The sequence below is a fragment of the Entomoplasma ellychniae genome (assembly GCF_002930155.1).
In the GTDB taxonomy this organism is placed as follows: Bacteria; Bacillota_I; Bacilli_A; order Mycoplasmatales; family Mycoplasmataceae; genus Entomoplasma; species Entomoplasma ellychniae.
This window is the reverse complement of sequence record NZ_PHND01000001.1, coordinates 530,220-544,756: the sequence shown is the minus strand read 5'-3', so window position 1 is coordinate 544,756 and position 14,537 is coordinate 530,220. Positions and strand designations below refer to the sequence as shown.

Below are 14,537 nucleotides of genomic sequence, written 5' to 3'. Positions count from 1 at the left end.
AAACAACATAACAAGTTATTTTAAAAGCATTTTAAGGGCTTTTTTAAGTTTTTAACTATCTTAAAGAAAACCACCCCTAAAGCAGGTTAAAACACTTAAAAACAATGATTTTAAAGCCATTTTATATTATAATATAATAAGAAAATAGGAGATATTAAAATGGCAGAACAAAATTATGGTGCTGAATCGATTAAGGTACTTAAGGGTTTAGAAGCTGTTAGAAAACGCCCTGGTATGTATATTGGGTCAACTTCTAAATCAGGTTTACACCACTTAGTATGAGAAATTTTAGATAACTCAATTGATGAGGCTATGGCTGGTTTTGCAGACAAGATAACCCTAACATTAACAAAAGATGGTGAAGTTATTGTAGAAGACAATGGTCGTGGTATCCCTGTTGGTGTTCAACAAGATTCTGGTAAATCTGCACTAGAATTAGTTTTTACTCAATTACATGCTGGAGGAAAATTTGATTCTGATTCTTATAAAATTTCTGGAGGTCTTCATGGGGTTGGTGCTTCAGTTGTTAATGCGCTTTCTTTATATGTTGATGTTGAAGTAAAAAGAGAAGGTAAAATTCATAAACAAATTTTTAGTGTTGGTGGGACTGTTCAAACTGAAATTGAAATTATAGGCGAAACAGTTCAAACTGGAACAAAAGTAAGATTTAAACCAGATCCAGAAATTTTTACTGAAGTTATTGATTATGATTATGAAACAGTTAGAAATAAAGTAAAACAGCTTTCATATTTAAATAAAGGTCTTGTTATTCAATTTAATGATGAAAGAATTGATAGATCAATTGAATATCACTTTCCAAATGGGATATTAGATTACGTCAAAGAAAAAAATGAAACAAAACAAAAAATTAACCCATCAGTATATTACATTGATGGAAAATATGGAGATATTGAAGTTGAAGTTGCGCTTCAATACAATGCTGAATATCAAGAAAGTTTAATTACTTTTGTCAATAACATTAATACTCACGAAGGTGGAACACACGAAGATGGTTTAAGGCAAGCTCTTGTTAGGGTTTTGAATAGGTATGCTGAAAAAGTTGCCATTGGCAATAAGCAAGCCGCTAAATATTCATGAGATGATATTAAAGAAGGTATGGTTTGTATAGTTTCGATTAGACATACCGATCCACAATATGAGGGGCAAACTAAAACAAAACTTGCAAACCCTGATGCCAAAAAAGCTGTTGATGTTGTTGTTGGTGACTCTTTTGAAGAATTCTTATTAAAATCACCAGAAGATGCTAAAGCTATTTTGGATAAAAATGCAAATGCTCAAAAAGCAAGAATTGCTGCTCAAAGAGCCAGAGAAGAAACAAGAAGAAAATCAGCATTAGATACTTTTTCGCTTCCAGGTAAATTAGCAGATTGTGAAAGCAAAGACCCATCAATTGCTGAATTATACCTTGTCGAAGGAGATTCAGCTGGGGGTAGTGCTAAAACTGGAAGAAATCGTAAATTTCAAGCAATATTACCTTTAAGAGGAAAGGTTTTAAACGTTGAGCGTGTTGCTGAAGTTAGAGCTTTTGCAAATGCTGAAATCAAATCAATTGTTACTGCAATTGGAACTGGGATCAAAGAAGAATTAGATCTTTCAAAAATTAGATATGGAAAAATTGTTATTATGACTGATGCTGATGTTGATGGTGCTCACATTAGAACATTGCTACTAACATTTTTCTATAGATACATGAAACAATTAGTGGATAATGGAAATATTTACATTGCCCAACCACCACTATTTAAAATTGAAGCAGGCAAAAAAGTTGAGTATGCTTACTCAGATGCTGAGTTAGAAAACTTCAAACAAAATGAGTTTAAAGATTCAAGATATACAATTCAAAGATATAAAGGTCTTGGAGAAATGGACCCAATTCAATTGTGAGAAACAACAATGGATCCCGAAAAAAGAACAATGTTACAAATAACACATGAAGACGCAGCTATAGCCAACGAAGTGTTCTCTGATTTAATGGGAGAAGATCCAGAATTAAGAAGAAACTACATTCAAGAAAACGCAGAATTTGTAGAAAATATAGATTTTTAATAGGGTAGGTAGAGAATATGAATGAAGATAAAAAACTAGAACATAATCATGGGACAATAAAACATATTGATATTGCGGCTGAAGTTAGAAAAGATTTCTTAGAATACTCAATGTCTGTAATTGTTAGTCGTGCTCTTCCAGATTTAAAAGATGGTTTAAAACCAGTTCACAGACGTATTATATATGCTATGAATGATCTTGGAATTACTTCTGACAAACCTCATAAAAAATCTGCGCGTATTGTTGGGGAAGTTATTGGTAAGTATCACCCTCATGGTGATACAGCTGTTTATGAGTCAATGGTTAGAATGGCTCAAGACTTTTCTTACAGATATCCTTTAGTAGATGGACATGGTAACTTTGGTTCAATCGACGGTGATGGAGCTGCTGCTATGCGTTATACAGAAGCAAGGTTATCAAAAGTTGCTAATTATTTAATAAAAGATATTGACATGAACACTGTGCCTTTTGCAGATAACTATGATGCTAGTGAAATTGAGCCATCATATTTAACTGGTTATTTTCCAAATCTTTTAGCTAATGGAGCAATGGGTATTGCTGTTGGTATGGCTACAAGCATCCCACCACATAATTTAAGGGAAGTAATTTCTGCTATTTCTGCTTATATTAGTAATAAAGAAATAACGATTGATGAAATATTAGATAATCACATATTAGGCCCTGATTTTCCTACTGGGGCATTAATGACTAACGGAATTAGAATGCGTGAAGGTTATAAAACAGGCCGTGGTGCTGTTATTATTCGTGCAAAAATAGCACTTGAAGAATCAGACAGACATGCAAGATTTATTATTACTGAAATACCTTATCAAACAAATAAATCAAAATTAATTGAAAGAATTGCTGAATTAGTTAAAACTAAACAATTAGATGGAATATCAGATATTAGAGATGAATCTAACTATGAAGGAATTAGAGTTGTTATTGAATTAAAAAGAGATTCAAACCCAGATGTTGTATTATCAAAATTATATAAATTTACTAATCTGCAAACATCTTATTCATTAAATTTACTTTCATTACACAACAATATCCCAATGCTGTTGGATTTGAAAACAATTATTAAAAATTATGTTGAATTTCAAATTAATGTTATTATTAAAAGATCTGTTTTTGAAAAAGAAAAAATCGAAAAACGCCATCACATTCTTGACGCTTTAAATAGAGCTTTGGATAATATTGATGAAATTGTTAAAATACTTAGAAGTTCGCCTGAATCAAGTGAAGCTAAAAGTAAATTAACTGAAAAATTTGGTTTTGATGAAGAACAAAACAAAGCTATTTTAGAAATGCGTTTACAACGTTTAGTTGGTCTTGAAAGAAGCAAAATTCAAACCGAAATGCAACAAATTAAAGAAAGAATTAATTATCTAGAAAAATTAATTTCAAATAATGATGAACAAAACGATGTTCTTAAAAATCAGTTAAATGAAATATCTCTAAAATTCGGTGATGACAGAAGATCTGAAATCATTGATGAAGGGTTGATGGATATTGAAGATGAAGAGTTAATTCCGGATGTCAAAACTATGATTCTTTTAAGTCAAGAAGGTTATATAAGAAGAGTTGATCCTGAAGAATTTAGAATTCAAAAACGTGGTGGGCGTGGTGTTAGTGTTAATTCAAATAATGATGATCCAATTGTAATTTCTGAAATGGGCAAAATGAGAGATTGAGTTTTGTTTTTTACTAATTCAGGTAAAGTATTTAGAACTAAAGCTTACAATATTAGACAGTACTCAAGAACAGCAAGAGGATTACCAATCATCAACTTCTTGAATGGGTTGACTAATGAAGATAAAATAACTGCAATATTACCATTAAGGAATGTTAAAGAAAAAATGAAGTACTTAACATTTATAACTGAAAAAGGAATGATTAAAAAAACCGATATTAAATTATTTGATAGCATAAACAAAAACGGAAAAATTGCAATTAACTTAAAAGAACAAGATCAACTAGTAACTGTTTTTGCAACAACTGGTGAAGATACAGTTTTTGTTGCAAACAAATCAGGAAAAGTTATAAGAATCCAAGAAAAAATAGTTAGACCTTTATCAAGAACAGCTTCTGGTGTTAAAGTAATTAAACTTGATAAAGAAGATGTTGTTGTTGGAGCGGTAAGTTCATTTGGTGTTGAAAACATAACAACAATTTCTGCAAAAGGAAGCTTTAAAAAAACAAAAATCGAAGAGTACAGAATTTCTGGGCGTAACGGTAAAGGTGTTAAGGTTATGAATATAAATGTAAAAACTGGTGAATTTAAATCAATCATTGCCGCAAGAGAAACAGATTTAATTTGTATTATTTCAACAGATGGTAATTTAATTAAAACTAAAGTTTCTGATATACCTGTGTTGGGTAGATCAGCTAGTGGGGTTAGAGGAATTAAACTATCTGAAAAAAATAAAATTAAATCAGTTCTTCTTCAATACCGTAAACACGGTGAAGAAAACATTGATTTTGAAGAAGATTAATAATTAAATAAAAAACGCAGAAATGCGTTTTTTATTTAAAACATCCGAAAAATAAAATAAATTCTTTTAACCTTTTAAAATGATAAAATAAATAAAGGAAAGTGAGATCATCAGAATGAATAATAACACAACAATTTATCGTAAGTATAGACCAAGTAATTTTAATTCTGTTGCAGGTCACAAAAATGTAGTAGAAATATTAAAAAAACAACTTCAAACAAATAAAATTGCTCAATCATTTCTATTTGCAGGACAAAGAGGTACTGGTAAAACATCTATAGCAAGAATACTAGCTAAAAGTGTTAATTGTGAAAATCTAATTGAAGGTCTTTCATGTGAAACCTGTAAAAATTGTGTGTCTTCTAATGAACAAAAAAACCCAGACATTATAGAAATGGATGCAGCTTCAAATAACGGGGTTGATGAAATTAGAGATATAAAAAACAACGTATCAACATTGCCTTTAATTGGTAAATATAAGGTATACATTATTGATGAAGTTCACATGCTCACGAAAGCAGCTTTTAATGCTCTTTTAAAAACCCTTGAAGAACCACCAAAACATGCAATATTTATTTTAGCTACAACTGAGTATTCAAGAATACCTGCGACTATTATTTCAAGATGTCAAATATTTAATTTTAAAAAAATAGATAAAAGTGCAATTAAAGCTAGAGTAAAATTTATTATTGATAATGAAGGATTTAAAGTCGAAGAAGAAGTTCTAACAGAAATAGCAATTCTTTGTGATGGTTCGCTAAGGGATGCTTCTAATATAATTGAACAATTAATAAATATATCAAGCATACAAATTTCAATGAATGATTTAAAGTCAATTTTTTATGTTGCACCAAAACAAGAAAAAATAGAATTAATTCTAAATATAATTCAAAATAATCCTCAAAATATTATTAAGTATTTTGAAGATGCTGATAATCAAGGTATGGATTTTGATGTCTTAACATTAAGTTTAATTGAAATATTAAAAGAAATTATAGAGTTTAAATTTTTAAAATTAGAAAGTTACTTATCAGTTTTAGATCAAGAAGATTTAAACAATTTTAATGAAGTTGAAATAAAAGAATTATTCAAAATAGCAGACAACCTAAGTGAAGTTTATGCAAAAACAAAAGGTACAAACATCAATTTCAATTATCTTTTAATTAGTATTTTAAAACTTCTTGATAAAAGCATAGGTTTTACAATAAAAGATGAAATAGTAAATAAAAACATCGCTAATCATAAAATAAATTCTCTAGTTTTTAAACCAAGTGAAGCTGAAGAAACAATACAAACCACTAAACCTTTAACTTATGCTGCTTCAAAAGATTTTATGAGCGAATTTAATGAAAAAGCAAAGGAAGAAATAAAACAAGAAGAAATTAAAAACGTTGAACATAATCTTTTTTCAAATCAAAATCAAACAAATAAAACTCTTGAATTCACATTTAATAAATCAGAAGAGATTATGGAAACAAACAAACAAGAAAAAATATCACAAGAAATTATTGTTGATCAAAAACAAGTATTATTTGAAACAGTTGATTCAATTATTTTTGATGTAAAACAAAAAATATTTGAAAATGAAAACAAAAAATCATTTCTAGTTTCAATAATAGAAGTAATAAATTTATTATTAAAAGCAAACAAAGATACAAGAGAGGAAAACCAAATAATTTTAGGCAATATATTTAATGTTGATCATGAAGGAAAATTTGTTAATAAAGAATTAGCTAATGAATTATCGCCGCTTATAGGTTTTAAAATAATAGCTAGCTCAGAAAACCAAATATTATTAAGACACGATAATTTTAAAAATGTTAAATATCTTTGCTACTCACTTTTAGAAGAATCCTTTTTAGAAAAAATTAAAACTATTTTTAAGGGAAGAATCATCATTCCTATATCAGAAACATTATGAAATGATATTAAAATTGAATATAAACAATTAAAAGAAAATAACACTTTACCCGAATATATTCCCAGAAGTTTTAACGAATATTATGAAGAAAAAAGAAAATCACTTTTATCAAGTAGTGTTGATGAAAAGACTTTAAAAGCTGCTTCTGAATTATTTAATATAGAAGATATGGAAGTGGAATAAATAAATGAAAAATAATTTAATAGAAGAAATTGTTTATGAAATTTCAAAAAATACAAGTTTAACCCAAAAAACAACACAGAGATTATTGAATAATTTAATTAAAGACCAAGATATTTTTAATAACTTTATCAAAAACTTAGATACTTTAAAAGCACAAGTTTCAATGTGTTGTATTTGCAACTATTACAAAATAGATAAAAAATGCATTATATGTTCTGATGAATCAAGAGACCAAAATATAATTTGTGTAGTATCTAATCAATTAAATGTTGATAATATTGAAAAAAATAATCAATATAAGGGTTTGTACCATGTTCTTGATTCAGAAATAAATTTAAATAAAAATGTTTCTCTAAATGATATAGATTTTGAAAGTTTATTTAAAAGACTTTCAAAATCAAAGGAATTGATATTAGCCTTAAATGCTACTTTTGAAGGTGAATTAACCGCTAATTACATTTATCATGAAACAAAAAAACTGAATATTAATGTAACTAGGATTGCTAAAGGGATTCCAATGGGGGGTTCATTAGACTACATGGATGAATTAACGTTGATTGATGCATTTAAAAATAGAAAGAAATACGAGGTTTAATATGTTTATAACTTTAGAAGGAATGGATGGTAGTGGCAAAACAACTGTTATTCAAAGATTAAAAAAAGACTTAGAAGCACAAGGATATTCTGTTGTTTTAACTAGAGAACCTGGCGGACTTGAAATTTGTGAAAAAATCAGAACAATACTACTTGATAAAGATGACAACAAAATGGAGTCATGAACCGAAACTCTTTTATTTATAGCTGCTAGAAAAGAGCACCTTGAAAAGTTAATTAAACCCGAACTTGAAAAAGGTAATATTGTTATTTCTGACAGATTTTTAGATTCAACAACTGCTTATCAAGGAGGGGCTAGAAATTTAGGGGTTGATAGAATTCAATCACTCCAAGAAGAAGTACTCGGTGATTGTTTGCCAAATCTAACTTTATATTTTAAACTTTCTTTTGAAGAAGCTGAGAAAAGAATTTCAAAAAGACTACAAGATAAAAATAGATTAGACGAAGAAACACAGTTATTTAAAGAAAAAGTTAAAGAAGCATTTGAAAAAATTGTTATTCAAAACCCTGAAAGAGTTAAAGTTGTTGATGCTTCGCTTGATGAAAATGGTGTTTATGAAAGTTCAATCAAAATAATAAGAGAAGAATTAAGTAAATGAAAAAAATAGAGATTAAAAACAACTTAGCAAAATTAATAAAAGAAAACAGAATGTTTCATTCTATAATTTTGTCAGGAAAAAATTATGCTGAAGTTATAACAGTCTCTAATGATCTGGCAAGAATGTTTTTTTGTGAAAAAACAAACATTGATAATGATAAGTGCAATGCTTGCAAAAGATTTTTATCAAATAATATAATTGATTATTTAAAAATAGGTGATGGTAATTTACCAATTACAAAAGTGCAAGTACAAGAAATTATTTCAAGATTTTCGCTTACTTCAGTTGAAAAATTTAATAAAAAAGTTTATGTTATTGATTGTGCTGAAAACCTTAAAAATGATGCTGCTAACTCTTTACTTAAATTTTTAGAAGAACCACCAAAAAACACATTTTCAATATTGCTAACAAAAAATAAAACAGATATTTTGCCAACAATAAGATCTAGATGTAATCTCATAAATGTAGAAAACGAAAAGATAATAGATTGTAAAAACAATATATTAGTAGATATGCTTTATAAAAATAAAGAAGATATACTAATATCTAATATTGATATTAAGAAAATTGAAAAAAGCGAACTAATTAAACTATCAGAAGACGCTTATGAAATAATAAAAGAAAAATTTCCTTTAAACACAAATTTATTTGAAGTTTGATTAGAGTTTATTTTGGATTTAAAATTTTCTATTTCAAAAAATATAAGCATAGATAATTGGTTAATAAATGTTACAGAGGTGATCTAAGTGAAGGTTTTAAATAATTTATTAGATTACAAAAACAGAAAAATTTTTCAAGATACTGAAATGTTTAATTTTACTCTTGATAGTGTTTTGATATCAAGATTTATAAAACTAAATAATAAAAGAAAGAAAATAGTAGACTTTGGAACTAACAACGCTGTTATTCCTTTAATAATAAGTAAATATACTGATGCTAAAATTTATGGAGTAGAGATTCAAAGTGTTGCTGCAAGGATTGCAGAAGAAAATATAACAATTAATAGTTTAAAAAATCAAATTAAAATAATTAATAAAGATATTAAGGTTTTTGCAAAAGAAAACGCAAATCAATTTGATATGGTTATTTGCAACCCTCCATTTTTTAAAAAACATGAAGAATCAAAAACTAAAAAAATTAGTCAGGAAGTTGTTAATGCTCGTCATGAAACACTAATAACACTTGAAGAAATTATTCAAAGTGCTAAACTCATTTTAAAAAATGGTGGATCTTTAACACTGGTTCACAGGCCAGAAAGAACTGGTGAAATAATTAATTTATTATATAAATACTCATTTTTTCCAAAAAGAATGCAATTTGTTTATTCTAAAAAGAATGGAGTGGCTAAAACAATGTTAATTGATGCTATTTTAGAGGGTAATGAAGGTATGGAGATACTTGAACCAATAATTTCACACAATGATGATGAGTCTTATACGAACCAGTTACTAAAGTTGTTTAAGGATTAATATGAAATTAGATAAAAATAAAAAATATATTATTGGTGTTTCTGGTGGCCCTGATAGCATGTATCTTTTAGAATTTTTAAAAAAAGAACAAATAAAAAATGTAATAGTTTGTCACGTTAATTATCATTATCGTAAAGAATCAAATTATGATCAAAAAATTGTAGAAGACTACTGTGCTATAAATGATTTAAAGTTAAAAGTTTTAAACGTAGATCAAGATTACAAAAAGTTAAATAGCAATTTTGAATCTTGAGCAAGAGAAGTAAGGTATAACTTTTTTTTAAAAATAGCAAAAGAAAATAATTTTGAAAATTTGTTGTTGGGTCACAATTTAAATGATTCAATAGAAACATTTATAATGCAAAAACAAAGAAACAATCTTGTTTCATTTTTTGGAATAAAAAAAATATCAAAAAATAAAATTCTTGATGTATATAGACCTTTATTAAATGTAAAAAAAAGTGAAATACTAAAATTTTTGAATGAAAATAAAATCAAGTATGCTTTAGATGATACAAATAATGATGAAAAATACAAAAGAAACAAAATTAGAAAATCTTTAAATGAAAACGATTTTGAATTAATTGTAAATGAAATTAATTTTAAAAATTTAGAACTAAATAAAATTATGAATAAAGTTGATTCATTTATTAAAAGTAATATTGACAAAGAAAGTCTCAACTTAAATCAAAATTTACAAACAAGCGAATTAGATTTTATTCAAAGATGTATTTTTGAGTGATTAAAAAGAATAAAAAAAGATTTTTTAATCTACAATAGATCAAACAAAACTTTAAATGAAATTGCTAAAAAAATAAAATTATCAAATAAAGCTTTTTGAGAAATACAAATAGAAAATTTTATTATTTTTAAAGACTATAATAAATTAAAAATAATAAACAAAAATTTAAAAACAAAAAAAACAGTTAAAATAAATAGTGAAGAAGATTTTAAAAAAATAATTTTTTTTATAAACTATAAAGAAATTGTGGGTGTGATAAAAAGAGATGGTTTGTTGTTTCCATATGTTGTTACAAACGATTATAATTACTATAAGACAAGAACTAAAGTTGGAAATAAAAAAACAAATAGATTTTTTATTGATAAAAAAATTAATAATTACAACAGAATAGCAAAAGCAGTTGTTTTTAGTACAAAAGATTACAAAATCTTAAATAAAATTAAGTAGTTATATGTTATAAAAATGTTATTATATATTTAACGAAAACCGAAAGGAAGTTCTAATGACTAACAAAAAATCAAAATCAACACTGTGAGCATGAATTATAATTATCGCAGCAATATTAATAATATCTGCAATAGTGGCTGTTTCAAGTGAAGGAACAACAGAAAAAATAAATTGAGCGCAATTAGAAAAATGAATCATAGCTTCTGCTCCAACGCCTAACCCTAAAGATAACCCAGTTTGAGCAAATGTTATTGTTTATAATAATGCATACAATACTTCAATTGTTACTGGTCTTCATCAAATAACAGGAGAAGATGGTGTTGCTAGATATGTTAAATTTAAAGCATATATACAAACAAGTAACATTTCATTAGAAATAAAAACTGATGCCGGAACAACTGTTACTGTTGGTAAAATATGAGAGGCTTTGCAATACACAGGACAAACTTGAGTAGCATTGTTATCTTCATTATTGCCAATGTTATTAATGATAGTTGTTTGTGGTAGTTTAATTTACTTTATGATGAAAAGCTCTGCTGGAGCAGGTTCTGCATCGGGTGGTATATTTGGTATGGGAAAAAACAGAGCTCGTGCTGAAAAATCATTAGTTAAATTTTCAGATGTTGCTGGAATAGAAGAAGATAAATCCGAGTTAATTGAATTAGTTGATTACTTAAAAAATCCAACAAAATATGAAGAAGCTGGAGCAAGAGCCCCAAAAGGTGTTCTTATGGAAGGTCCACCAGGAACTGGTAAAACACTTTTAGCTAAAGCTGTTGCTGGTGAAGCTGGAGTTTCCTTCTTTTCAATAGCTGGTTCAGAATTTGAAGAAATGTTTGTTGGAGTTGGAGCAAGTCGTGTTCGTGAAATGTTTAGTGATGCAAAAAAAACCGCACCTGCCATTATTTTTATTGATGAAATTGATGCTGTTGGTAGAAAAAGAAATGGAAATATCGGTGGTGCTGGAAGTGAACAAACTCTTAACCAACTATTAGTTGAAATGGATGGTTTTGGAACTAACTCAGGAATTATTGTTATGGCTGCAACAAACCGTGCAGACGTATTAGATCCAGCATTATTAAGGCCAGGTCGTTTTGATAGAGTTATTCAAGTTACTTTACCAGATATTAAAGAACGTAAATCAATTTTAGAATTGCATGCAAAAGGCAAAAAAATTGACAAAACAGTTGATTGATATAGAGTTGCTGAAAGAACTCCTGGGTTTTCTGGGGCACAACTTGAAAACGTTTTAAATGAAGCAGCAATATTAATGGTTAGAGAAAACAAAAACATTATTAGTATTGTTGAAATTGATGAAGCCATTGATCGTGTAGTTGGTGGACCGGCTAAAAAATCAAGAGCCATGACAAAACTTGATAAAGATATTGTTTCTTATCACGAATCTGGGCATGCATTAATTGGTTTAAAATTAGATAGTGCATCTAAGGTGCAAAAGGTAACTATCATTCCACGTGGTAATGCTGGTGGGTATACAATTATGACTCCAAAAGATGAAACAGTATTTTCATCTAAAAAAGATTTATTAGCAAATATTGCTGGGTATCTTGGTGGTCGCGCTGCTGAAGAAATTAAGTTTGGTAAAGACAATGTAACAACAGGTGCTCATGATGATTTAGATAAAGCTACAAACATTGCAAGAAGAATGGTTGTTCAATTTGGTATGTCTTCATTGGGTATGACTAAATTCTTGACAATGGCTGAAGAGTCATATGGTAAGATTGAAGGAACATATTCAGATGAAACTGCGGCTAGAATTGATGCTGAAATTTCTAAAATTTTAGAAGAGTCATACATAATATCTTTAAAAGTTATCAAAGAAAACATGGATACTTTAGAATTACTTGCTGAATCATTAAGAGTTCTTGAAACAATAACTGCAGAACAAATTGATTACATTCACAAAAATAAAAAATTACCTCCAGAAGTTGTTGAGCAAAAAGCAAAACTTACTCCTGAAGAACCTGTTTTAGAAATTAAAGTTGAAGAATCTAAAGAAGATGCTGAATAAAACAAAAATATCTTAACCACATGGTTAGATATTTTTTATTTTTATTTAATAAAAAGTGTAAAATATAAATACAAATTAGAAAGGTATTAATGCTATGGAAAATAAATATGACATTATTGTTGTTGGTGGTGGGCATGCAGGTGTTGAAGCAGCATTAGCTTGTGCACGACTAAATAAAAAAACAGCTTTAATTAATCTTTACGAAAATAAAATAGCAGCAATGCCATGTAATCCAAGTGTTGGTGGACCGGCAAAAGGAATAGTGGTTCGAGAAATTGATGCTCTTGGTGGTGAGATGGCTAAAGCAGCAGATGCAACAGCCCTTCAAACGAAGTTGCTTAATTCATCAAGAGGGCCTGGTGTTTGAGCAATAAGAGTTCAATCTGATAAAGATGAATATTCTAAATATATGTTAAAAATCATTAAGAACCAAGAAAATCTTGATTTAATATCTGAAGTTGTTATTGATTTAAAAATAGAAGATAACACCGTAAAAGGGGTTTATTTAACAAATAAAAAATTAATTGAATCTGATGTTGTTATTTTAACAACAGGAACATATTTAAAATCAGAAATATTAAAAGGGGAAGATAAATATTCTTCTGGACCAAATGATGAAATTACTACTAATGGCATTTCTGAATCTTTGAAAGCTCATGATATTGAGTTGTTTAGATTTAAAACAGGAACACCTGCAAGAGTTTATAAAAATTCTGTAGATGTATCAAAAGCACAAAAAGAACCGGGAACATCAAAAGAATTAGCATTTAGCTTTTCAACTAAAAATTTTACAAAAATTGAAGACCAAGAATTATGTTATTTAATTCATTCAACAAAAAAAACAAAAAAAATAATAGAAGACAATCTTCACAGGTCAGCTATGTATTCAGGGGTTATAGAATCTATTGGCCCAAGATATTGCCCGAGTTTTGAAGATAAGATAGTAAGGTTTTCAACTAAAGAAACACATCAAATTTTTATTGAACCAGAATCAAAATTGGGTGATGCTTGATATATTCAAGGATTTTCAACATCAATGCCAATTGATGTTCAATTATTAATGATTAGATCTTTACCTGGTTTTGAAAAAGCAGAAGTTAAAAGTTGAGCTTATGCTATTGAGTATGATTGTATAAATCCTATGCAACTAAAACCAACATTAGAACTAAAAAACATTTCAAATCTTTTCACCGCCGGGCAAATAAATGGAACAAGTGGATATGAAGAAGCGGCAGGGCAAGGATTAATGGCTGGTATCAATGCAGTTAGAAAAATTAATAAAAGCGAACCTTTAATTTTAAGAAGAGATCAAGCCTACATTGGGGTTATGATAGATGATTTAATTAATAAAGGTGTTTGAGAACCGTACAGATTATTAACAAGTAGAGCTGAACATAGATTATTATTAAGAAATGATAATGCTGAAAACAGACTTAAAAAAATTGGGTATGATATTGGATTAATCAATGATGATGAATATAATAATTTTTTGATTTTTGAAAAAGAAATAAAAGCTGCAATTGACGAGTTAAAAGTAACGCGATTTACACCCAAATCAGATTTAGCAATTAGACTTGGAGAGTTAAATCAAGCAAATATTAATCATGGATATAGTGGATTAGAACTAGTTAAAATACCAACAGTTAACGTAAAAGAGTTAGTACCATATTTTGATTCACTTAAAAAATTAAGTGAATTGCAACTTCAATCGCTTGTTATAGAAACAAGATTTGAAGGATATATTAACACAGAAAAAAAAGTTGTTGAAAGATTAATAAAGTTAGAAAAAAAGCAAATTCCTGATGATCTTAAGTATGATTTAGTTGAAAATCTAGCTACAGAGGCTAGGCAAAAATTAATAAAAGTAAAACCCATAAATATTGGTCAAGCATCAAGAATTACTGGTGTTAACCCTTCAGATATACAAATGTTACTATTTTACTTAAAAAATAACTATTCAAACTAAC

Annotated in this window: 10 protein-coding genes; all 10 read left to right on the top strand. The window is 28.0% G+C overall.

Annotation, left to right across the window (positions count from 1 at the left end; genetic code table 4):
* Positions 1 to 159 precede the first annotated feature (159 nt).
* The 10 genes from gyrB (at position 160) to mnmG (ending at position 14,536) form a co-directional block, all read left to right on the top strand.
* Positions 160 to 2,067 (top strand): DNA topoisomerase (ATP-hydrolyzing) subunit B, encoded by a 1,908-nt coding sequence (gyrB, locus tag EELLY_RS02420; protein WP_104205884.1) that lies wholly within the window; start codon positions 160 to 162, stop codon positions 2,065 to 2,067.
* 17 nt (positions 2,068 to 2,084) lie between these two features.
* On the top strand, positions 2,085 to 4,565 hold the full coding sequence (gyrA, locus tag EELLY_RS02415; RefSeq protein ID WP_104205883.1) for a DNA gyrase subunit A: 2,481 nt from the start codon (positions 2,085 to 2,087) through the stop codon (positions 4,563 to 4,565).
* Between the two features lie 115 nt (positions 4,566 to 4,680).
* Positions 4,681 to 6,669: a DNA polymerase III subunit gamma/tau gene (dnaX, locus tag EELLY_RS02410; protein WP_104205882.1), complete on the top strand. Its 1,989-nt coding sequence runs from the start codon at positions 4,681 to 4,683 to the stop codon at positions 6,667 to 6,669.
* Positions 6,670 to 6,673: 4 nt separating this feature from the next.
* Positions 6,674 to 7,264: a recombination mediator RecR gene (recR, locus tag EELLY_RS02405; RefSeq protein WP_104205881.1), complete on the top strand. Its 591-nt coding sequence runs from the start codon at positions 6,674 to 6,676 to the stop codon at positions 7,262 to 7,264.
* Between the two features lies 1 nt (position 7,265).
* Positions 7,266 to 7,892 carry a dTMP kinase gene (tmk, locus tag EELLY_RS02400; RefSeq protein ID WP_104205880.1) on the top strand — a complete coding sequence of 209 codons (627 nt, stop codon included), beginning with the start codon at positions 7,266 to 7,268 and terminating at the stop codon, positions 7,890 to 7,892.
* Positions 7,880 to 8,629 carry a DNA polymerase III delta subunit-related protein gene (locus EELLY_RS02395; RefSeq protein ID WP_104205879.1) on the top strand — a complete coding sequence of 250 codons (750 nt, stop codon included), beginning with the start codon at positions 7,880 to 7,882 and terminating at the stop codon, positions 8,627 to 8,629. The genes tmk and EELLY_RS02395 overlap by 13 nt, the downstream gene beginning before the upstream one ends.
* Positions 8,630 to 9,352, top strand: coding sequence for a tRNA1(Val) (adenine(37)-N6)-methyltransferase (locus tag EELLY_RS02390; protein ID WP_104205878.1), 723 nt, complete (start codon positions 8,630 to 8,632; stop codon positions 9,350 to 9,352).
* Between the two features lies 1 nt (position 9,353).
* Complete coding sequence (tilS, locus tag EELLY_RS02385) at positions 9,354 to 10,541, top strand: tRNA lysidine(34) synthetase TilS (RefSeq protein ID WP_104205877.1); 1,188 nt, start codon at positions 9,354 to 9,356, stop codon at positions 10,539 to 10,541.
* 55 nt (positions 10,542 to 10,596) lie between these two features.
* Positions 10,597 to 12,570, top strand: a complete 1,974-nt coding sequence (gene ftsH, locus EELLY_RS02380; protein WP_104205876.1) for an ATP-dependent zinc metalloprotease FtsH — start codon at positions 10,597 to 10,599, stop codon at positions 12,568 to 12,570.
* A 94-nt stretch (positions 12,571 to 12,664) separates the two neighbouring features.
* Complete coding sequence (gene mnmG, locus EELLY_RS02375; RefSeq protein ID WP_104205875.1) at positions 12,665 to 14,536, top strand: tRNA uridine-5-carboxymethylaminomethyl(34) synthesis enzyme MnmG; 1,872 nt, start codon at positions 12,665 to 12,667, stop codon at positions 14,534 to 14,536.
* The last annotated feature ends 1 nt before the right edge of the window (position 14,537 follow it).